This is a genomic window from Streptomyces sp. NPDC086777 (assembly GCF_040702065.1).
Classification (GTDB): Bacteria; Actinomycetota; Actinomycetes; order Streptomycetales; family Streptomycetaceae; genus Streptomyces.
On the sequence record NZ_JBFBJI010000005.1, the window covers coordinates 63,439 to 84,739 of the forward strand.

Annotated in this window: 18 protein-coding genes and 1 pseudogene; 13 read left to right on the forward strand and 6 right to left on the reverse strand. The window is 68.5% G+C overall.

What is annotated here, in order from left to right; all coding sequences use genetic code 11:
- Positions 1–99 precede the first annotated feature (99 nt).
- Both AB0472_RS09175 and AB0472_RS09180 read left to right on the forward strand, forming a co-directional pair.
- Complete coding sequence (locus AB0472_RS09175) at positions 100–654, forward strand: isochorismatase family cysteine hydrolase (protein WP_366354756.1); 555 nt, start codon at positions 100–102, stop codon at positions 652–654.
- A gap of 1,223 nt (positions 655–1,877) precedes the next feature.
- Complete coding sequence (locus AB0472_RS09180; protein WP_366354757.1) at positions 1,878–4,178, forward strand: FUSC family protein; 2,301 nt, start codon at positions 1,878–1,880, stop codon at positions 4,176–4,178.
- Positions 4,179–4,497: 319 nt separating this feature from the next.
- Here the strand turns inward: AB0472_RS09180 and AB0472_RS09185 are convergent, their stop codons facing one another.
- Positions 4,498–5,463: an alpha/beta hydrolase gene (locus AB0472_RS09185; RefSeq protein WP_366354758.1), complete on the reverse strand. Its 966-nt coding sequence runs from the start codon at positions 5,461–5,463 to the stop codon at positions 4,498–4,500.
- Positions 5,464–6,079: 616 nt separating this feature from the next.
- Here AB0472_RS09185 and AB0472_RS09190 point away from each other — a divergent pair.
- Positions 6,080–7,402 (forward strand): epoxide hydrolase, encoded by a 1,323-nt coding sequence (locus AB0472_RS09190; RefSeq protein ID WP_366354760.1) that lies wholly within the window; start codon positions 6,080–6,082, stop codon positions 7,400–7,402.
- Positions 7,403–7,458: 56 nt separating this feature from the next.
- Here AB0472_RS09190 and AB0472_RS09195 read toward each other — a convergent pair whose 3' ends face one another.
- Positions 7,459–9,411: a LamG-like jellyroll fold domain-containing protein gene (locus tag AB0472_RS09195; RefSeq protein WP_366354762.1), complete on the reverse strand. Its 1,953-nt coding sequence runs from the start codon at positions 9,409–9,411 to the stop codon at positions 7,459–7,461.
- A 219-nt stretch (positions 9,412–9,630) separates the two neighbouring features.
- Here AB0472_RS09195 and AB0472_RS09200 point away from each other — a divergent pair, with 219 nt between their 5' ends.
- The 4 genes and pseudogenes from AB0472_RS09200 to AB0472_RS09215 form a co-directional block, all read left to right on the forward strand.
- On the forward strand, positions 9,631–10,482 hold the full coding sequence (locus AB0472_RS09200; RefSeq protein ID WP_366354763.1) for a DUF5010 domain-containing protein: 852 nt from the start codon (positions 9,631–9,633) through the stop codon (positions 10,480–10,482).
- Positions 10,483–10,565: 83 nt separating this feature from the next.
- Positions 10,566–11,687, forward strand: coding sequence for an IS630 family transposase (locus AB0472_RS09205; protein WP_366354765.1), 1,122 nt, complete (start codon positions 10,566–10,568; stop codon positions 11,685–11,687).
- A 46-nt stretch (positions 11,688–11,733) separates the two neighbouring features.
- A complete protein-coding gene (locus tag AB0472_RS09210; protein ID WP_366354767.1) occupies positions 11,734–12,306 on the forward strand; it encodes a S1 RNA-binding domain-containing protein in 573 nt (190 codons plus the stop codon).
- Between the two features lie 83 nt (positions 12,307–12,389).
- Positions 12,390–13,024, forward strand: a pseudogene (locus AB0472_RS09215) (DUF5010 domain-containing protein); the annotation flags it as partial.
- A 144-nt stretch (positions 13,025–13,168) separates the two neighbouring features.
- Here the strand turns inward: AB0472_RS09215 and AB0472_RS09220 are convergent.
- The 4 genes from AB0472_RS09220 to AB0472_RS09235 all read right to left on the reverse strand — a co-directional run bounded on the left by AB0472_RS09220 (position 13,169) and on the right by AB0472_RS09235 (position 15,898).
- Positions 13,169–13,807: an isochorismatase family cysteine hydrolase gene (locus AB0472_RS09220; RefSeq protein WP_366355178.1), complete on the reverse strand. Its 639-nt coding sequence runs from the start codon at positions 13,805–13,807 to the stop codon at positions 13,169–13,171.
- A 455-nt stretch (positions 13,808–14,262) separates the two neighbouring features.
- Positions 14,263–14,550, reverse strand: coding sequence for a hypothetical protein (locus tag AB0472_RS09225; RefSeq protein ID WP_366354769.1), 288 nt, complete (start codon positions 14,548–14,550; stop codon positions 14,263–14,265).
- Between the two features lie 143 nt (positions 14,551–14,693).
- The gene (locus AB0472_RS09230) at positions 14,694–15,161 is read right to left on the reverse strand and encodes a MarR family transcriptional regulator (protein ID WP_366354771.1); all 468 of its coding nucleotides are present in this window, start codon (positions 15,159–15,161) and stop codon (positions 14,694–14,696) included.
- Positions 15,162–15,337: 176 nt separating this feature from the next.
- Positions 15,338–15,898 carry an NAD(P)H-dependent oxidoreductase gene (locus tag AB0472_RS09235; protein WP_366354773.1) on the reverse strand — a complete coding sequence of 187 codons (561 nt, stop codon included), beginning with the start codon at positions 15,896–15,898 and terminating at the stop codon, positions 15,338–15,340.
- Positions 15,899–16,102: 204 nt separating this feature from the next.
- Between AB0472_RS09235 and AB0472_RS09240 the strand changes: the two genes are divergently transcribed.
- From AB0472_RS09240 to AB0472_RS09265, 6 genes are all read left to right on the forward strand, one after another.
- Positions 16,103–16,567, forward strand: coding sequence for a MarR family transcriptional regulator (locus tag AB0472_RS09240; RefSeq protein ID WP_366354775.1), 465 nt, complete (start codon positions 16,103–16,105; stop codon positions 16,565–16,567).
- A 208-nt stretch (positions 16,568–16,775) separates the two neighbouring features.
- Positions 16,776–17,063 carry a hypothetical protein gene (locus tag AB0472_RS09245; RefSeq protein ID WP_366354777.1) on the forward strand — a complete coding sequence of 96 codons (288 nt, stop codon included), beginning with the start codon at positions 16,776–16,778 and terminating at the stop codon, positions 17,061–17,063.
- A gap of 119 nt (positions 17,064–17,182) precedes the next feature.
- Positions 17,183–18,289, forward strand: a complete 1,107-nt coding sequence (locus tag AB0472_RS09250) for a CE1758 family FMN-dependent luciferase-like monooxygenase (protein WP_366354779.1) — start codon at positions 17,183–17,185, stop codon at positions 18,287–18,289.
- Entirely contained in the window at positions 18,286–18,900 is a 615-nt protein-coding gene (locus tag AB0472_RS09255; RefSeq protein WP_366354781.1) for an FMN reductase, read from the forward strand. Before AB0472_RS09250 ends, AB0472_RS09255 begins: the two co-directional genes overlap by 4 nt.
- Before the next feature lie 154 nt (positions 18,901–19,054).
- Entirely contained in the window at positions 19,055–20,410 is a 1,356-nt protein-coding gene (locus tag AB0472_RS09260; protein ID WP_366354783.1) for an MFS transporter, read from the forward strand.
- A gap of 49 nt (positions 20,411–20,459) precedes the next feature.
- Positions 20,460–21,050, forward strand: a complete 591-nt coding sequence (locus AB0472_RS09265) for a TetR/AcrR family transcriptional regulator (protein WP_366354785.1) — start codon at positions 20,460–20,462, stop codon at positions 21,048–21,050.
- The last annotated feature ends 251 nt before the right edge of the window (positions 21,051–21,301 follow it).

Sequence of the window (21,301 nt, forward strand, 5' to 3'; positions counted from 1 at the left end):
CGGGAGCTCCTGGCTCTCGCCCCGACAGACCCCGCCCTCGCCCTGTAGTGCCGCGAACCACACCTCGGCGCGGCCACCTGACTATACAAAGGACGAACCGTGACCAACTCTGCTCTGCTCGTGATGGACGTTCAGAAGGCCATCGTGGACCGAGTACCGGACCTCGACCCTGACTACATACCGCGCCTCACCCGCGTCATCGACGCAGCCCGAACCGCTGGCGTTCCCGTGGTGTACGTCGTCGTCGGCTTCCGCCAGGGGCACCCCGAGACCAAGTCCAGCCCGCTGTTCAGCGCCCTGCCGGAAGGGGCCTTCACCGACAGTGACCCCGGAGCCGCCATTCATCCCGACGTGGTGCCCCGCCCCGGCGAGAGCATCGTCACCAAGAAGCGCGTCAGTGCCTTCGCGGGCAGCGACCTCGATCTCGTCCTGCGCGGCGGTGGCATCGACCACCTGGTCCTGACCGGCCTCGCCACCAGCGGCGTCGTCCTGTCCACCCTCCGTCAGGCCGCCGACCTCGACTACCGCCTCACCGTCCTGGCCGACGGCTGTGGCGACACCGACCCGGAGGTCCACAGGGTCCTGACCGAGAAAGTTTTCCCACGCCAGGCGGACATCGCCACCATCGACGGCTGGATCTCCAGCCTCAGCTGACGCCGAACCGCGGAGCGGACGGCGGCTTGCCTGCTCGGCTGCCGCCGCCCGTACGGAGCGAGCGTGTCTCTTGCGTTCGCCCGTCCAGCCTTCCCCTCACCTGTTGCTCCCCGATGGCCGGGACGCTCTTGGGCTTGAACGCCCCGCTTCACACCCCGCCGTTGCCGGCGACGCATGGGAGCGCGGGGACGGGCCTTGGACACTGGCCCGAAGTTCAGCCGATCGATACCTCCTTCAGGCGGCTGGACTTACTTACGTGGTGCGACCTCGTGTCGCACACTGAGAGCTTCAGCCGGCCCGTGAGTGCGAGAGTCGACCCCCTGTTGAGCACGGTTTCTGTCACTGACGGCGGCGTACGACGACCGGTGCGTTCGTACAGGCCGGCGCCCCGGACATCACTGTCATCAGGAGCAGGTGCACCGCCCCGGTACTGGGCGCGGGCAGACCACGCACATGCAGTTCCCCGCCGAAGCGGTAGCCACCGCTGTGTTGCTGGAGGTCATAGGGATCTCCGAACTCCCGACAGAGCGGGGCGCCCCGTATCCCGGCAGGTCGGGCGCTCACTGAATCGGGAGAGAGGCTGCCGGCATCACGGCCTTGACCGAGAGCCTGCCCGGCAGCGTGCAGCACCGCTGCCGCTTCTCGCCGGCTGGAGCGTCCGGGCGTACGCGGACACTCTCGACCTGGCGCTGTTGGAGGCGGCGTTCTGCTTCAGGTGTCATGAAGTCCGCATGCATGGAACCGCCGTGCCACCCGCACTGGCCACGCAGTTCTTCGACGCGTGCGCCACGCGGGCCCACGCCCTCCTGGCTCTCTTCCGCGAAGCAGCCCCGTAGCCGGTCGGCCACGGTCTCAAGACCTGAAACGGCGACCTGCAAAGTCCGGGCCTGGCTTGCGAACAGAGCCAGCGACCGCTGTCGACGGCACCCATCAGCTTCTCAAGGCGCCGATCGTGCTCAAGAGGCGCCGGGGCGTCCTTGGTGGCGGTGAGCTGGTAGGTGGTGGCGACGACGATGGCGCCGCCCTTGTCGACGCGGCGCCGTCGCCGCGTCGACACTGCCGCATACGTATCTCGACCGTCCTCCATGTCCACGGATCCATGGCCCGCGACGGCGTCGCCGGACAACTCGCCCACAGCGGTCAGGAACGGCACTGTGATCCTGTGCCATCGTCTCTGCCAGTGGCTCCTGGCGAGGCGGGTGCCCTGTCAGCAGGAGGAGCCGTTGGTACAGATCCCTGCCCCCGGCAGCCGTCTCGAAGCCGCTCTCTCATGGCTTCGCGCGCACGACCCGGACCTGGCGGCGACCCGGCGCGCCGGACGCGCCGCCCTGGTGATCCCCAGTCTCTACGCCCTGTGCGTCCAGGTGATCGGCTCGCCCACCGTGGCCACCTTCGCCTCCTTCGCCTCGTTCTCGATGCTGCTGCTCGTGGACTTCAGCGGCCCCATGACCCAGCGCCTGCGTGCACACCTCGGCCTCAGCGTCGCCTGGGCCGTCCTCATCTGCCTGGGCACCCTCGTCGCCCATCGGATCTGGCTCGCCGTCGTCGTCACCGCCGTCGTCGCCTTCCTCGTGCTGTTCTGCGGAGTCGTCAGCTCCGTCCTGGCGGGCGCCTCCACGGCGATGCTCCTGGCCTTCGTCCTCCCGGTGGCGACCCCGGTGCCGCTGTCCCAGCTCCCGGAACGGCTGGCGGGAGCGGGACTGGCAGCGGCCACCGCCATGCTGGCCATCTCCCTGCTGTGGCCCCGGCCGACGAGGGATCCGCTCAGCGCACCGGCCGCCCGTGTCTGCCGGGCAGCCGCGAGACAGCTGTCGGACGAGGCGGATCCGCCGGCCGGCGCACCGCACGCCCCGCGCCCCGACCACTGCCGCGGCACGGAGGCCGAGACCACCGCCGCGGCGGACGAACTGCGCACCGTCTTCAACGCCACCCCCTACCGGCCCACGGGACTGTCCGCGGGCTCGCGGGCGCTCGTCCGGCTGGTCGACGAACTGACGTGGCTCAGCGGGATCCTCGCCGACAGCACGCCGCCGGCCCCGGGCCGGCCGGCCTGCGACATGAGCGCGCACCGGGTACGGCGGGCCGCCGCCACGGCACTGGACGAGGCAGCGGCCCTGCTCGACGCTCCGCGCAGCTCGCCCGCGACGCTGCGCTCCGCCGCGAACCACCTGCGCGCGGCCCTGGACGACATGGAACGCAGCGCCAGCGTCCGGCTTCCCGTGCAGGAGGAAGGCACCGGCACGCCCTCCCGGGTACACCCCGTGATCGGGTTCCTGGATCTGTCGTTCCACGCGCAGAAGGTGGGGTTCGCGACGCTTCAGATCGCGAGCAACGTGGATCGTGCCGCGGCCGCCGAACGCCGTTCCTGGACCGATCGCCTCCTCGGGCGTGAGCCCGGAGCCGTCACCGAGCCCCTGGCCTCCGCGCACGAACGGGCCACTGCCCATCTCCGGCCCCAGTCCGTGTGGCTGCACAACAGTCTCCGGGGAGCGCTCGGCCTCGGTATCGCGGTCACCCTCGTCGACCTGACCAGCGTCGAGCGTTCCTTCTGGGTACTCCTCGGCACCCTGTCGGTGCTGCGTTCGAACGCCCTCAGCACCGGTCAGAAGGCCGTCCGCGCGGTCGCGGGCACCGTCGCGGGATCGTTGATCGGAGCCCTGCTGCTGAAGCTGATCGGGCATCACGCCGGGCTGCTGTGGGTCCTGCTGCCCTTCGCGGTCCTGCTCGCCGGCACCGCCCCTTCTGTCATCTCCTACGCCGCCGGTCAGGCGTCCTTCACCATCACCCTGGTCGTACTGTTCAACATCGGCATGATCCCGGACTGGCACATCGTGCTGTTGCGTATCCAGGACATCGCCATCGGCTGCGGCGTGAGCCTGCTGGTGGCCCTGTTCTTCTGGCCCCGTGGAGCGACGGCCGCGGTGAACCGGGCGCTCGCCGACGCGTACGCCGACGACGCCCGGTACCTGACCGCCTCGGTTGCCTACGCGCTGGGCCGATGCGGCATCGGCCCCGCCCCCTCGGCGGACGCCGCACTGGAGGAGGGCCGTACGGCGGCCGCGTCGGCACGGCGCCTCGACGACGCCTTCCGCAACTACCTCGCCGAACACGGCGCGAAGCCGGTGCGGCTGGCCGACATGAGCACCCTGGTCACGGGTGTGGTGGCGCTGCGACTGGCTGCGGAGTCGGTGGTAAGCCTGTGGCAGTGCACCGAGGAGCGGGACACCGAATCGGACCGGGTGGAGGCACGGCTCGTCATCCTGAGCGCGGCCAGCCGGGTGAGCCGCTGGTACGGCGACCTGGCCAACGGTCTGATCCGGGCGGCCGCCGTCCCGGCTCCCCTGCCTCGCAATCCCACGGCCGAGGACCGACTGGTGGAGTCCCTGCGCCGCGATCTGACCGACGAACGCGGTCAGGCCACGGCCACGGCGGTCCGCATCATCTGGACGGCCGACCACATCGACACCGCCCGACGCCTTCAGCCGGGTCTGGTCGAGGCCGCCACGGCGGACATCACGTCGTGACGCCGCCGGGGTCCGCTCGTCCTGCGCCGTCGGTCCGGAGTGCACCGCGGGGTCACGGGTGTCCGAGCGGACGGTGGACTATCCAGGCATCGCGTAGATGTCCTGACGGTGGACCGTCCCGGCACCGTGAGGATGCCGGCCGCTCCGACTGCCCCGTGACGCCGCGCCGGCCGGGCGGCCGGTCACAGCTGCGGATGCGCTGCCGCCTCGGCTTCGGCACGGCATACCGCCGCCGGGCGATCCGTGGACGTCGGCGGCGGCAGCCCGTCCGGCGCGACGGTCACGCCGCGTCGGGCGGTCAGGAACAGCGAAGGAGGTATCAGACCGACGGACCGGAGACGTCGCCGTGCAGGCCCCGTCGCAGCGCGTCGAGCTGTCCGGCGATCATGCGACGGCTCACCTCCGCGCCGGGGTTCAGTTCGGACACACCGTGGGAGGCGCCCGGAAAGTGGCGCAGTTCGGTGGGCACCCCCGCAGCAATCAGCCGCCGGGCGTACTCGAAGCCTTCGTCGCGCAGCGGATCGAACTCGGCGAGCGCGATGTACGTCGGCGGCAGCCCGGCCAGGTCCTCGGCGCGGGCCGGAGCCGCATAGGGGCTGACATCGTCGCCGCGCCCCGTCTTCGCACCGCCGAGATAGCTGTCCCACAGCACCCCCGCGGTGCGCCCGTTGAACCCGGGGGTGTCGACGAAGGTGTTCATCGAGGGCGTTTCGAGGCGGTCGTCCAGCATCGGCAGACCGAGGTACTGCATCGTCAGTCTCGGCCCGTTGCCGTCCCGTGCGGCCAGGGCCACGGCGGCGGCCAGGTTCGCGCCGGCGCTCTCCCCCGCGATACCGATCCGCTGGGGGTCCACTCCCAGTTCATCAGCGTGCTCGACCATCCATTCGAGAGCGGCGTAGCAGTCCTCCATGCCCGCAGGGAAGGGAGCCTCCGGCGCGACGCGGTAGTCCACGGAGACCACCACGGCACCCACTTCGGCGGCGATACGGGTGGTCTGGCTGTCGAAGAAGTCGACAAGGCCCAGGATGAAGCCGCCACCGTGCAGGAAGAGCAGGCCGGGCAGCTTCCCCTCGTGGCCGGCGGGCGTGAAGACCCGCACCCGGACGTCCGGAGCGCCGTCCGGTCCGGGCACGCTGACGTCCCGGATCCCGACCGGAGTCGGCGGCTCGTAGGGTGGAGCCGGCAGGACCGCCGCGGCAGCGCGATTGCCGACCACGAAGGGATGCAGGGTGCCGGACCTTCCGGGGTCTACCGAGGCGGCTTCCTCGGCGGACGGATCGGTCATGGTGCTGCTCCTGTCGTCAAAGCGTGGGGGTAGGCGTCGGTCAGCTTCCGGACACGGTGGCGGGGAGATCTGCCTTCCGCCTGTTCCGCGTACGGCGACATCACGACGCGGCACGTTTCTGAACGTCGTGTGAGTCTGCGGCAGACCACCCCCCAGGCGGGCAGGCCTCGGAGTGCGCCTCGTCGGACCCGTTCCTGCCGACCGGAATTCGCGGACGATTGTAAGCACATATTACTTGCATAGTCAATTAAAGTGTCGTCGGCCGGCACCGGCAAACCGCACGGGCCGTCGAGCGCGAGGCGGTCGACACCGCGACAGCGGCGAAGGACAGCAAGACACCCGGTGCCGTCCAGCCAGCCCGCGACAGAGGCCGCCCGAATTGCGCGCTCACACAGAGAAAACTAACATTACAGATAGTAATGAGTCGTTTGTGTCGCACGAGCGACTCGGTGTCACGCGACGCCGGACTCGAGAGTCGCGAGCGCGGCTCGGTTCACCAGCGGTAAGGCAACTCGCCTGGCGCGCGATCCAGCTCGATCGCATGCCTGGAAGGCTCATGGAGGACGCCCCCCACTCCGCAGCTCCGAACTCAGGAATGATTGCAGGGAGATCAGTCATGCCCGAACTTCTCAGCTCGTACTCCCGTCGGAAATTCCTCTCCACATCGGCCGCCGCGGTCTCCGTGGCGGCCACCGGAGCCCTGGGACTGCAAACCTGGGACAACTCGGGAAAGCCCGCCTCGGCAAGCGAGAGGCAGAGCATCCGCCCCTTCAGCGTGCACGTTCCGGAGCAGGACCTGACCGAGCTGCGCCGCCGGATACGGGCGACCCGCTGGCCCGACCGCGAGACCGTCAACGACCAGTCCCAGGGCGTCCAGCTCGCCACGATGAAGGAGCTCACGCAGTACTGGGGTACGAAGTACAACTGGCGGAACATCGAGGAGACACTCAACTCCCTGCCGATGTACATAACGGAGATCGACGGACTCGACATCCAGTTCATCCACGTCCGCTCCCGCCACGCGAACGCCCTCCCGATCATCCTGACCCACGGCTGGCCCGGCTCCATCCTGGAGTTCCTGAAGGTCATCGGGCCGCTCAGCGACCCCACGGCCCACGGGGGCCGTGCCGAGGACGCCTTCCACCTCGTCATCCCGTCGATGCCCGGCTACGGCTTCTCGGAACGGCCCACGACCACCGGGTGGAACCCCGACCGCATCGCGCGCGCCTGGGCGGTGCTGATGGAGCGCCTGGGATACCAGCACTACGTCTCCCAGGGCGGCGACTGGGGCGCCGTGATCTCGGACAAGATGGCCGTCCAGAAGCCGCCGGGACTGCTCGGCATCCACGTCAACTTCCCGGCCACCGTCCCCCCGGACATCGCGCAGAAACTCCAGTGCGGGTACCCGGCGCCGGCCGGCCTCGACCCGGACGAGAAGGCCGCCTACAACCAGCTGGCGAACTTCTACAAGACCGGCTCCGGCTACTCGGCCATGATGGTCACCCGGCCTCAGACCGAGGGATACGGACTGACGGACTCCCCCGCCGGACTGGCCGCCTGGATGTACGACAAGTTCGCGGCGTGGACGTACAGCGGCGGCCACCCCGAGCGCGTCCTGACCAAGGACGAGATGCTCGACGACATCACCCTGTACTGGGTGACGAACACCGCGGTCTCCTCGTCCCGGCTCTACTGGGAGAACAACGCCAACAACTTCAACGCCGTCTCGGTGTCCGTCCCGGCCGCGATCACGGTGTTCCCCGGCGAGATCTACCAGGCCCCGCACAGCTGGGCGTCCCGCGCCTACCACGACCTCTTCTACTACCACAAGGCCAGCAGCGGCGGGCACTTCGCGGCCTGGGAGGTCCCCGGCATCTTCACGCAGGAACTCCGCGCCGCGTTCTCCTCCCTGCGCCCGCAGAAGACCGCGGGGAAGTAGGCGGCTTGCCGGACCTCCCGTCCGCGGCCCGGCCGCCGCAGACGGGAGGCACCGCCCTACTTGGCTGTCAGGAACTCCTTGTGGGGCAGGGGCCGGTTCACGATGCGGATGTCGCCGACGTTGCCGTGGAAGACGACGTCGATGGCACCCGCGTACTCGTGACCGCCCACCAGCCAGGGCAGACCCAGCGACGTGAGGCCGACCGACAGCCGGTCCGGGTTGTCGACGACCGGGGCGCCCTCGACGTACAGCCGCGTGCGGCTGCCGTCGTTGACGACGGCCAGGTGCCACCACTTGAGCTCCACCAGACCGTGACCCCAGTTGGTCGTCGGGTAGGTGTCGTTCGTCGGGTAGTGGTTGAACTGCGGCTCGCGGCCGTTGTTCGTGATGGCGAACTGCGCCAGCGGCTCGTTCGGGTCGGTGTTCTTGCCGTGCTTGCCGGCGGTCCCGGCCGCGCCACGACGGCTGAGGAACGACGCGTTGCCGTTCTTCCCGGCGTCCCAATCCAGCGGCATCCGCACGAACGCCTCGATCGTGTACCCGTCCTTGAACGTCTCGGCGTTCAGCGGAGCCGTCGCCCCGGTGGTCAGGTACGCGCCGTGGACCGGGTTCCGGCCGCCGGCGAACTGGAGGCTGGCGTGGCCGGGCTGGTCGGGGTGGTGGTCCGCGGACCAGGTCAGCGCGTCGGCCGCGGAGCCCGGCAGGCTCACCACCGTCAGGTCGTTGCCGTGGCCCGTCAGGTCGTGGATCCGGCCGCCCTCGGTGAGCGCCGTGCCGGGCGCGCCCTGCCCGTCGAAACGCCAGTACGCGAGCGTCCCCTTGACCAGTTCCCGGGCCGCGGGCCGTGCCGGACGCGCCGGGACGGGGTCGAAGCCGGAGAACCGCTTCTCGAAGTCGATCGGCACCGAGAAGTTGTCCACCGGGCCGCTGACCCGGGCGAGTTCGGCCGCCAGCTCGTGGCGGGACTCCGGGTCCTGGGCCAGGATCCACGGGTTGATCGTCTCGACGTCGATCGTGTTACGGACCAGGTCGAAGTGGTAGAGCCGGATCATGCCGCCACCGCCGAAGTAGCGGTTCTGGTAGTTGGCGATGTGCATGTGCACGTCGTTGCCGGCGGCGTTCTTCTTGGTGGTACGCCCGGGCGGCCAGTAGTGGCCGCTGACGGTGAGGAAGACCTGGTCGTTGTCCTCGACCAGCTTGTCCCAGACCGTCTGCCCGTGGTCGGAGAGACCGGCGTTGTCCTCCGGGTCCCCGGACTCGTAGGGGAAAACGTTGTCATCGTAGTTCGACCACACCATGTCGTGCGTCGTGATGATCACCGGCATCTTGGGGTGGGCCTTGATCACCTCGTTGGCCCACGCGAAGCCCTGGTCGGTGGTGCGCCAGTCCAGGGCCAGCAGCAGCCAGGAGCGGCCGGCGGCCTGGAAGATGTGCGCGGTGTTGTAGCCGGTCCGGTCCGCCGCGGCGAACGTCTTCGAGCGCTTGAACCGGCGCGGGCCCATGGTCTGCAGGTACGTGGTGTCACCACGGGTGTCGTCGCCGCTCAGGTCGTGGTTTCCGGCCACCACGCTGTACGCGGCGCCGTGCGCGTCCAGCAGGGCGAACGCCTTGTCGACCTGCTCGAACGACGACGGGTCGGCGTCCTGCGTCATGTCACCGAGGTGTGCCATGAACACGATGTTGAGGTCAGGGTTGCCGCTGTTGTTGATGATGTAGCGGAACGACTCCTCCTGCGGCGTCCGGTTGACGCTGTCCTGGCTGCCCCAGTAGAGGAACTGCGTGTCCGGCATGACCGCGAGCGTGAACTGGAGGGAGGTCGGATCCGGATTCCACTTGCCGACCTTGCCGGTTGTGCCGGCGTCCGCGGCCGACGCGGGGGACGCACCGAACACGGAGGCACCGGTCCCCACGACCGCCGTCCCCGCACCGGCCAGGGCTGCATTGCGCAGGAACCCTCGTCGGTTGTGTCCGGTCGGTTCTGCGGTCGGGTTGTCACCGTTGTTGCACATGAAGACTCTTTCGGATTGATTGTTCAAGCAACAACGACGCTAAACACCGGCGCTGCCGGCCGGGCAGACACGAAATGACAAACAAGGATCAAGTGTCTGTCCAAGTCTGAACGCGCAGGTCAACCCGTGACCGGAAGTCGATCTCCCAGTGAACCGACGGTGGACGGACGGCTCCTCCGGCTACTGGAGGCGCTGACTCGGGCGGCGAGTCGCCGAGGCATGGCAACTTCACACGTGTCCTCCCCCGCATCCGCGCGGCGACGGGCGCGCTCCCTTCCGGGCGGGGCGAACCGCCCCCTGGAACACCCTACTGAGAGGGCTTGCACACATGGGCATACGTGTTCGGAACGGCCGGCGTCGCCAGAAACTCATGTCGTCCCTCGCGGTCATGATGACCGCCGCCTGAATCGGCCTGGCGGCCACGCTGACCGGTTCTGCCGGGGCCGCCACGACATCCGTGGTCATCGACACGGGCGGGTCCGTCCTGTCGCACCGCGCCGCCGACAGGGCCGGATCGCCGGGCGTCACGTTCGGCTTCGACACCACGACACCGGCCGGTGGCCCCTAGGAGAACCAGGGCGCTCTGACCTACAACTACCCGCTCTACGAAGCGGCCAAGGTACGACCCCGCAGTTCTGGGACAACTATGTCGAGGAACTGGTCACCGCCGGCGTCGACTTCGTCGCAGTCGACACGCGCGGGTACATCCCCGGCTCCGCCGTCCCCAACCAGGGCGGAGACTCGCGCGCACTGGCCGGCCTGGTGGACCCGATCAACCGCGGGGGTTACGCCGACAGGCTGAAGATCGCCGCGTTCGACGACATACCGGCGTCCCTGACCCACAAGAAGAACCAGTTCAAGCACCATGCCGGGGGCTACTCGTCGATCTTCGACAGGGGAGACACGAACGGCTCCGGTGAAGGCGGCTACCAGTACCCCTGGAAGTACGGCCTGAGGTCGTACTTCCAGACCGTGCCGGACAACCTCCTGTACAAGGTGAGCGGGCAGCCGGTCGTCTGCTTCTGGTCCGACAACGCCTACGCCTTCACCAACCAGGGCAACGGCAACTAGTGCTCTGACCGGGAAGGTTCACCGGGTTACTGGTTAGGGCGGTTGGATGGGCGGTGACGTCCGTTCCCACCGCTGGAGGTGCGGTGGCCGAGCCTGTCCGTGTGCGCAGACTGACCGACCAGGAAGGGCAGAAACTGCAGCAGATCGTGCGCCGGGGCAGCACCAACTCGGTGCGCTACCGGCGCGCGATGATGCTGCTGGCCTCGGCCGGCGGGAATCGGGTGCCCGTGATCGCCCAGTTGGTGCAGGCCGACGAGGACACCGTCCGGGACGTGATCCACCGCTTCGACGAGATCGGCCTGGCCTGCCTGGACCCTCGATGGGCGGGAGGCCGTCCCCGCCAACTCAGCCCTGACGACGAGGACTTCGTCATCCAGACGGCCATCACCCGCCCGACCAAGCTCGGCCAACCCTTCACTCGCTGGTCCCTGCGCAAGCTCGTCGCCTACCTGCGCAAAGTCCACGGTCACGTGATCCGGATCGGCCGCGAGGCGTTACGCTGCCGGCTCGCCCGCCGCGGCGTGACCTTCCAGCGCACCAAGACGTGGAAAGAATCCCCGGACCCCGACCGCGAGGCGAAGCTGGACCGGATCGAGGAGGTCCTCGACCGCTTCCCCGACCGGGTCTTCGCCTTCGACGAGTTTGGCCCGCTCGGGATCCGTCCCACCGCGGGCTCGGGCTGGGCCGAGCAGAAACGTCCCCACCGGCTGCCCGCCACCTACCACCGCACTCACGGCGTGCGGTACTTCCATGGCTGCTACTCGGTCGGCGACGACAGCCTGTGGGGCGTCAACCGCCGCAGAAAGGGTGCCGCCAACACGCTGGCCGCGCTGAAGTCGATCCGTGCCGCCCGGCCCGACGGCGCCCCGATCTACGTGATCCTGGACAACCTGTCCGCCCACAAAGGCGCCGACATCCGTCGCCGGGCGGGGAAGAACAAGGTCGAGCTGTGCTTCACCCCGACCTATGCATCCTGGGCGAATCCGATCGAGGCGCATTTCGGACCGCTGCGGCAGTTCACCATCGCCAACTCCCACCACTCCAACCACACCGTCCAGACACGGGCCCTGCACGCCTACCTGCGCTGGCGCAACGCCAACGCCCGCCACCGTGACGTCCTGGCCGCCGAGCGCAAGGAACGCGCCCGCATCCGCAGCGAGAAGGGCATTCGCTGGGGCGGACGTCCCCTCAAGACCGCAGCGTGAGCGCACTTCCTACCCGGTGCGAAGCTCCTCGTGAAAGGCTTGGAGCATGATGGGTGGACCGTCTGAGAACCCAGAACTCTGGGCATTCCTGGAGTCATTGCACCGCGGCGAGTTCCTTTCCGGCACCGTCACAGCGATCGAACGGTTCGGTGTGTTCGTGGCGCTGGACGACGGACCCGACCATCCGGTCTTCCCTGGCGTCGGGTTCATCTCCTTCGCTGAACTGTCCTGGCGACGCTTCGAGGCAGCCACCGACGTCGTGCAGGTCGGGCAGCGCGTCTCATGCGAGTTCCTCCAGTTCGACACGTGGAACCTGGAGGCCAGACTGTCCTTGAAAGCCACACAGCCGGACCCCTTTCAGGTATTCGCCGACGCCATCGCGGTGGGGCAGAAACTGCCTGGCCAGGTCACCAAGCTGATCCCGTTCGGGGTCTTCGTCCAGGTCGCCGACGGGATCGAGGGATTGGTTCACCTGCGGGAGCTCGCCTGGACACCGGTGGAGACTCCAGCAGATGTCGTCCAGGTCGGCGACGAGATCACGGTGGTCGTCACCGAGATCGACCGAGAGCGACGCAGGCTATCCCTCTCCCGACGACAAGGCTCATCCGCCGGCGTGTGACGCGCTGCGTTCCTGCGACGGTTCCCTTGCGCGAGTGCTCCTGAACGTCTGCTCTGCCAAAGGAAGACACACGCCCCAGGCCGGTGAACCTTTGCGGTCAGAGCACTAGGCGAGGATGCTGCAAGTACGTCCGCTCACAGGCCCAGTCCGAGTTCGGCCAGAACCCCTGCTTCGTCGTCGACAACAGCTGGCTCAAGGACGACTCCGCGGTGTCGACCGTCGCGAACGGGGCCAACGGCTCGTTCGGGGTGCCGAGCCCGTGGTACACCAACCAGACCTTCGACGGGGCGTCCTACGGCGTCGCGGTGCCCGGCTTCCACTTCGTGACGGGCACGAAAAACATGGTGATCGACACGAATCACGGTCAGACCCTGCTCAGCAATCTCGAGGCCACCGTCAACGGCGGCAACAAGATGACATGGGTGGAGGGGGTTGGCAGGAGGACGCCGGCCTGTGGCGTACCCGGAACGTACCGTACGCCACCACGCGGCGCCACCGCCCTAACCAGGACCTGAACCTCCTGCGCCGCTACTCGAACGACCCCTTCCCCGACAGCATGGTGGTCCGGGCCGAGTCCGCGGACACGGTCAACGACACGACCGCGGGCAATCTGTGGAACGTCTACCGCAGCGACGACCTGGACGTGCGGCCCGCCACTGACACGGGCGGCGGTTGGAACGTCGGCGGTGTGGCCGCGGGTGAATGGCTGCAGGGGAAGGAGGTGCCGACCCTCTTGGTTCCTGTGCTGCGAAAAGCGACGGTGCTTGATCAGTCAAGCATATCCCCGTGGGAGATCGGGGACGACAGCCGTGCGGACGGACCGAGGTCCGGCCGCACGGTGCGCCGCGCCGCTCCGATCGTGTCACGCGCCGGTTTTCTGAAGGGTCTTCAGGAACTCGTCCGTGGTGAAGATCGCGTGGGCGTACGCGGGACCATTGATGTCGAACGTGGCCTTCATCTCGTCCCACGAGAATGCGCCGATGGCGTCCCGGATGAGCGTCACGTGGTAACCCAGTTCCTGCCCGAACCGGGCGGTGGTGTCGACGCACGTGTTCGCCTTCATCCCGATGATCACGACCTTCTGGACACCGTGCTGCTTCAGCAGCATGTCCAGGTCCGTGTTGGCGAAGCCGCTCGACGCCCAGTGCTGGCGCATGACCAGCTCGTTCTCCCGCGGCACGAAGTCCGGATGCCACTCGGCACCCCAACTGCCGACCGCGAACGTCTGCCGCTCGACGACATGTTGCTGAGTCGGGGACAGGTGATCCCACGTCTCGTAGTCACCCGGCGCCGTCTGGTGGTGCGGCACGATGAACACGTGAAAACCCTGTTCGCGGGCGGCGGCCAGCACCGCACGCATGTGGTCGAGAAGATCGATCTCTTCTGCGACCTCCTTGACCTGCGGCCAGATCTTTCCGCCCTCCGACAGGAAGTCGTTGTACGGATCGATGATCAGCAGGGCGGTACTTTCCGGGGAATATGTCACGTCCTGGGCGTTCATCGCACCTCGGTTCTTCCACTGCGAACTCGCGGCGTACCGGCACGTCCTCACCGAAGCACCCCGTCGTGTACCCCGGCTCCCCCGGCGATCACCGCCCGCGAGGCCCGCTCACTTCGTTGAAGAGCGCCGCTCCACCGTCTGCGCACCACTCGGTGTCGGCGGCCTCTCGTCCTCGGCGCCCGGCGCGGGCCGGGCGCCGGGGACGAGCACGGGATCCGCAGCCGCCGTCATCACGCTCTCATGCTCCCGATGCGATTGCATCTCCGTCCTGACCTGGTACTCCCCCGCGACAGCACGTGCCCGGCAGCGGCCCAGGACGACTCCGTCAGCCCAGGTCTGCGATGAACCGGGTGAGCAGCTCCGCGAAGGCTTCCGGCGCCTCCAGGTGCGGTGCGTGTCCCGCCCCGGCAGGTTCTGCACTTCACCACGCCAGAGTGTCGGCATGATGAGGCCCCTCAGGTATTCGAGGCTGACCTGCTGCTCGCCTTCGCCGTGCAGCACCGCGACGGGCTGCGCCATTTCGGCCACCACACGGGCCCCGTCAGCGAAGGCGCCGGATTCGACGCCCGCCAGGATGCCGCTGCGGCCACCTCCGCGAGGCCGATGAATCTGATCAGCGCGGAACCGAGCCCCTTCTCGACGAGCCCGTCCACGACGGCACCCTTGAACTGCGCCTTCGGCGCGCCGGCGGCACCGGTGACGAGGGCGAGAAGAACACTGAGGATGACAGCTGCGATGTGCATGGAGGTCCTTGGGGAAGGTTGCAGAGGTTGGAAGGCGCACCTCACCTCACGTCGGCCGCTCCGGAAGGGCATGGCCACATGTGGCGCCCGCGCCGGGCTCGAGGCCGGATCGACCGGCAGGTCCCGGGGAGCGCAGCACACCCTCAGGTGGCGATGGAGCGCAGGGCCGCCGCGAGCCTGCCGAGATCCAGCCCGGTCAGATGGTCCAGGAAATGACGGCGGACCGAGGCGAGGTTGGTCGGCCAGGCCTTGGTCAGCCGGTCGAAGCCCGCGTCGGTCAGGACGGCGTTCCAGCTGCGGGCGTCCTGCCGGGACCTGACTCGCTGGATGAGGCCCTCTTTCTCCAGCCGGTCCGCCAGGCGCGTCATACCGCTGCCCGTCAGCTCCACCGCGACGGCGAGATCGCCCATACGCAGCTTCCGGCCCGGGGCCTCGGAGAGGTGCACCAGTGCCAGGTATTCGGTCAGGGAAAGCCTCTGCTCCCGCATCATGTCGGCATCGACGGCACGGGGCAGGGCGTAGACAATGCGGCCGAGCGATCTCACCACGGCTTCTTCGTCCTGGGTGAGGGGTTGCGGAACGCGGTGCTGCGGTCGCGCGTCGCTCGACACGAGTTCATGGTGATGGCCCGCCATTCGGGCCCGCCAGGCTTGCTGAGGCGAGAGTCGGACGTGTCCGTGGGAGAGCGCCGTGATCCCACCGGCCACGGAACGGCTGTCTGATGTCTCCCGTACGAACGGCGGCGGCCCGACTTCTCAGCCCGGCCGCCGCCGGCTCTCCACGCCCGTCAGGCGGCACGCAGCGGGGCGAGCGCCTTGCTCCAGGCCAGCACCTGGTCCAGCGTGGCGTTCAGGGCCTCGAGCTGGAAGTCACCGGGCTTGAAGACGCTGAAGTTCTCGAAGTCGTGGAACAGCGACAGCGCGACCTGCGAACGCACGTCCGCCATCTGCAGCTCCCCGGCGATCAGACGCAGGTGCTCCACCGCACGCGCGCCGCCCGCGCCGCCGTAGCTGACGAACGCGACGGCCTTGTTGTTCCACTCGGCGTACAGGTAGTCGATGGCGTTCTTGAGCACACCGGACGTGGAGTGGTTGTACTCGGGCGTCACCATGATGAAGCCGTCGAACGAGGCGATCTTGTCCGCCCACTCCCGCGTGTGCGGCTGGGAGTACTGGCCGAGCGAAGGCGGGAGCGCCTCGTCGAGGTGCGGGAGCTTGTAGTCGAGGAGGTCGACCAGCTCGAACTCCGCGTCGGTCCGCTTCGAGGCGATGTCGAGCACCCAGCGAGCGACAGCCTCGCCGTTGCGGCCCGGACGAGTGCTGCCGAGGATGATCCCGATCTTGGTCACGCTGGAACCCTTCGTGAAAGTGACGCGTCCGTCCCGGGCGTAGATGTGGCCCTGGCGACAGGTTCGCGATATAATTGCTTCGACAAGCACAGTAATCCAAAGAGGTTGTTCCGTCAAGCAATAACTCGCCCGGCGGCAGACCTACGGCACCGGATCGCCCGTCGACAGCGGCCCTCTGCACCGCACACATGTGAGGTATGCCCTATGACATCCAAGCCCGCCCCGCGTGACGGCCTGAAACCGCTTACCGTCGAGGAGGAAGCCGTCGTACGCGCCCTACCCTCGATCCTCTACGCACTGCCCCGCGCCATCGACGCCCAGATGCAGCGAGAGCAGCAGCTGTCGAACACGGAATACCTGACCCTGATGTATCTGTCGGAAGCACCCCGCCGACAGCTACGTATGCATGAGCTCGCCAAGACCATCGAGATGTCACTCAGCGGTACGACCCGCATCGTGCAACGGCTGGAGGGCGAGGGTTTCATCGAGCGGCTGCGGTGCGAGAAGGACGGCCGCAGCTGGTACGCCTCTTTGACCGACGCCGGCCTGACCCGCCTCGAGGAGGCCTATCCCACCAATCTGGACGCCATCCGACGGCACTTCCTCGACCACCTCCAGGAACTGGATCTCAAGAAACTCGCGGCAGCGCTGCGCAACGTCGCCACCTGACCGACGCACTGGCGCCAGAGCCGCGTTCTGTCCCGCTCGCCCCCGAGGTGTGACCCACGGTACACGCGCTAACACGTGTGAAGCTCGCGGAATCGCCTATATTTGCTGCGCGTAGCAATTACCCGGGCACTTGCCCGGGTTTCGTGCGCCGTGCGACCGCCCTGCGATTCGGCGAGCCGTCGGACCAGCGCCCCGGGGAAGGAAAGACATGACTCTCACCGTCACCGACATGCGAACCGGCCTCGCACTGCCCGGCAGTGCCGCCGACCCTGCGGGCACCGGACGGCACCGGGGTGCGCACGCCGACGAGGACGGCTGTGCACCCGACCACGACGCGACAGGGCACGGCCGTCACCGTAGGGCGGTTCACGGATCCGCTCAAAACGAGAACGCGCGCCTCGGCCGGGAGCATCACGTCGCCGACGACCTCGCGGCCCTCGAAGCACTGATCCTGCGCGAGCAGGCGCTGTGGACGGATCGCCCGCTGGATCTCTGAGCGCCGAGCGCCTGATGGGGCTCGTGTCCCAGCTGCTCACCCGGCCCCTCAGGGCGCCCGGAACCGCCGTCGGCGCAAAAGCCGACGGCGCCATCGACACCACACACAGGACGTACAGGATGCAATTCGGAATCTTCGGCGTAGGAGACGTGGGGCGCGACCCGATGTCCGGACGGACACCCACGGAACGCGACCGGCTCCAGGCACTTGTCGAGTACGCCGAACTCGCCGACGCCGCCGGCCTGGACGTCTTCGCCACCGGCGAGCATCACAACCCTCCGTTCGTCATCTCCTCGCCCACCACGCTGCTCGGGCACATCGCAGCGCGGACGAAGAGGATCGTGCTGTCCACGTCGACCACGCTGATCACCACGAACGACCCGGTGAAGATCGCCGAGGACTACGCGATGCTCCAGCATCTCGCCGACGGCCGGGTCGACCTGATGCTGGGCCGTGGCAACACCGGGCCGGTCTACCCCTGGTTCGGACAGGACATCCGCGACGGCATCGCCCTGGCTGTGGAGAACTACGCCCTGCTACGCCGGCTGTGGCGCGAGGACACAGTGGACTGGGAGGGCAGGTTCCGCACCCCATTGCAGGGTTTCACCGCCACCCCGCGGCCGCTGGACGGCGTGCCGCCTTTCGTCTGGCACGCCTCCATCCGCAGCCCTGAGATCGCCGAACAGGCCGCGTACTACGGCGACGGCTACTTCCACAACAACCTGTTCTGGCCCAAGGAGCATGTCCGGCAGCTGGTCGACCTCTATCGCCGCCGCTTCGAGCACTACGGGCACGGCCCCGCCGACCAGGCCTTCGTCGGCCTGGCCGCGCACGCGTTCGTGCGGAAGAACTCGCAGGACGCCGTCCGGGAGTTCCGTATGTATTTCGACGCTTCCCCGGCGTACGGGAACGGCCCGTCCCTCGAGGACACCATGGTCCGTACCGCGGTAGTGGTCGGCAGTCCGCAACAGGTGATCGAGCGTGTGCTGGCGTATCGCGAGCACGCGGGTGGCGACTACCAGCGTCAGCTGTTCAACGTGGACGGCATCGGCGTTCCGCGCGAGACCGTCCTCGAACAGATCGAGTTCCTGGGCGAGATCGTGCCCGTCCTGCGCAAGGAGTTCGCGGTCGGCCGCCCGGCCCATGTTCCGGACGCCCCGACGCACGCCTCGCTCACCGCGACGGCGCGGAATGAGGCCGCGCGTCCGCAGGAGGACCCGCGATGAAGCGCACCGTCGCCGTCGTCTCGGCTGGACTGGGCCTGCCGTCCTCCACCCGTCTGCTCGCGGACCGGCTCGCGGAGGCCGCCCGCTCCGAGCTGGAGCGGCTCGGCTCGCCCGTCGAGATCGTCGTCGCAGAGGTACGGAACCACGCGCACGACCTGGTCGACCACCTGATGGCGGGCTACCCGTCGCCCGAACTGCGCGATGTGTTCGACTCCGTCGCGAAGGCCCACGGCCTGATCGCCGTGACTCCGACCTTCAACGCCTCCTACAGCGGTCTGTTCAAGCTGTTCTTCGACTGCCTCGACGACACCGCGCTGACGGGCAAGCCCGTGCTGATCGCGGCCACCGGCGGCACCGGCCGGCATTCTCTGGTGCTGGAGCACGCGATGCGGCCGATGTTCACGTATCTGCACGCGCCGGCCGTGCCCACCGCGGTGTACGCCGCAACCGAGGACTGGGGCCGCGAACGCGATTCCCAGGGAGCGCTGCTCGAGCGCGTGGCACGAGCGGCCCGGGAATTCGCCGTCGCGACCGTCGCCAGCGAGCCGCCCGCACCCGTGAGCCCGTACCGCGATCCGGTGCCGTTCGAGCAACTGCTGGGCGGGGGGTGAGCGGCGGTGGACGGCGCCGGGCTCCCCGACACACAGGGCGACGTGCCGCGCACACAGGGTCGGTGCGACGCACCTCACGCCATCCCGCTCACACTAGACAGACAGGTCTGTCTAACATGGGGATGTCCGCTTCGCCCCATCCGGAAAGAGATTCATGAGCCGCGCATCCTCCACGCGTCCGCCCGCCTCGCCGCGTACTCCGGCCAAGTCGTCCGGCGCGCACGCGGGGCCGCGGCGCCGGGCCCTCGGTCTCGGGCCCAAGTCCTCGATCGGACTGCTGGCGTCGATCCTCATATCGCTGCTGGCGTCGTCCAGCGCCCCCACCCCGCTCTACGCGATCTACCAGCAGCGCTGGGGCTTCTCCCCCATCACCATCACCATCGTCTTCGGCACCTACGCGGTGGCCGTCCTGGCCGCCCTCCTGGTCTTCGGCAGGGTCTCCGACCAGGTGGGCCGGCGCCCGGTGCTGCTGATGGCCCTCGTCGTGCAGATCCTGGGGATGGTCGTGTTCATCACCGCCGGGGACGTGGCGACGTTGCTGGTCGGCCGAGTCCTGCAAGGTCTGAGCACCGGCGCGGCAGTCGGCGCGCTCGGCGCCGGAATGCTGGACATCGACGCCCGCAAGGGCAGCTTCCTGAACTCCTTCGCCCCCACCATGGGAACTGCGAGCGGCGCCTTCGCCTCCGGACTGATCGTGCAGTACCTGCCCGCCCCCACCCATCTCGTCTACGTCGTGCTCCTAGGTGTCTTCGTCGTACAGGGGCTGGGCGTGCTCGCCCTGAACGAGACGGTGACCCGCAAGCGGGGCGCACTGGCCAGCATGGTTCCCGAGTTCAAGCTGCCCAGGTCCGCCCGCGCGTCGGTGGCCATCGCCGCACCCGTGATCTTCGCGGTATGGGCTCTGGCCGGCCTGTACGGCGCACTCGGCCCGGCCATCACCCGGACCCTGGTGCACTCCGACTCCGTCGTCTGGGGCGGACTGCCGCTGTTCGTCATCGCGGGCTGCGCCGGCCTTTCGGTCATCGCGATGCGCAGCGCGGCGACCCGGGCCATGATGCTCGTCAGCATCGGCACCCTGGTCGTCGGCGTGACGATCACCCTCGTTTCGATCGGCTCGGGCACCGGTGGCACACTCTCCGTGATCGGCTTCTTCGTGGGCGGCGCGATCTCAGGCGTTGGCTTCGGAAGCGGGTTCCAGGGCGGCATCCGGCTGGTCATTCCGCAGGTGGAGCCGCATGAGCGCGCCGGTGTCCTGTCCCTGCTGTACGTCGTGTGCTACGTGGGCCTGGGCGTGCCGGCCGTGATCGCAGGCGTCCTGGTCGTACACGGCGGCGGCCTGGTCCAGACCTCCCGGGAGTACGGCATCGCCGTCATCGTGCTGGCTCTGGCTGCCCTGACCGGGCTGCTGACCCGCGGCCGCCAGGCCGACACGGTGCAGCGGGTGTCGGTGGTGCGTTCGCAGGACATCCAGTCCGAGACGGCCCCGGTGACCCAGGTCCCAGAGGTATGACAGAAACCATTGGCACTACAGTCAACGAGTCTGTATGAAAGGTGCGGCCATGGCGACCAGAACCGCGGCCGAGCCGTCCGCACGCGAGCGGCTCCTCGAAGCCGCCAACGAGCTCTTCTACGGTGAAGGCGTGCAGACCGTCGGCATCGACCGCGTCATCGAGCACGCCGGGGTGGCCAAGGCGTCCCTCTACAACACCTTCGGAAGCAAGGAAGGGCTGGTCCGCGCCTACCTCGAGCTGCGCTACGTGCGGATGAGGGACCGGATCACCACTGCCCTGACCCGCTTCGGCACCCCGCGCGAGCAGTTGCTCGGTGTCTTCGACGCCCTGGACGAGGCGATCAATGACCCCTCGTACAACGGCTGCGCCTTCGTACGGGCCACCGCCGAGACCGCCGAGGACAGTTCCATTCGCAAGGTCGCGGACGCCTGCCGCCTCTGGATCCGCGGCCTGTTCACCGAACTCGCCGTGGCGTCCGGCTACACCGCCCCCGAGGCGCTGGCCCGGCAGCTGCACCTGCTGTACGACGGCGCGGGACAGTCGGCCCGGATGGACCACGACCTGTCCGCCGCCACGACCGCCCGCGCCGCGGCAGCAGTCCTGATCGACGCGGCAAAGCCGGCCGCGGACACTCCGTGACATCCCTGCGCCCGGCGCCGAGGGCGCAGGCGGGGACCGGAAGACCTCAGTCGCGATCCGACCGGCTGACGTTCACGGCCGACGCCGTCCTCGTGGTCACTGGATACGTGCGCACAGCCGGCTTCGGCTACGCGCCGACGGTACAGCACCTCGACAGCTCACCGGCTGCCTGACGGTTCGCTAGGACGCAGCGGCCGTACCCAAGCCCGTGCCGCCTCACCCCCTGCCGGCACCGCTGGCCCGGCTTCCCC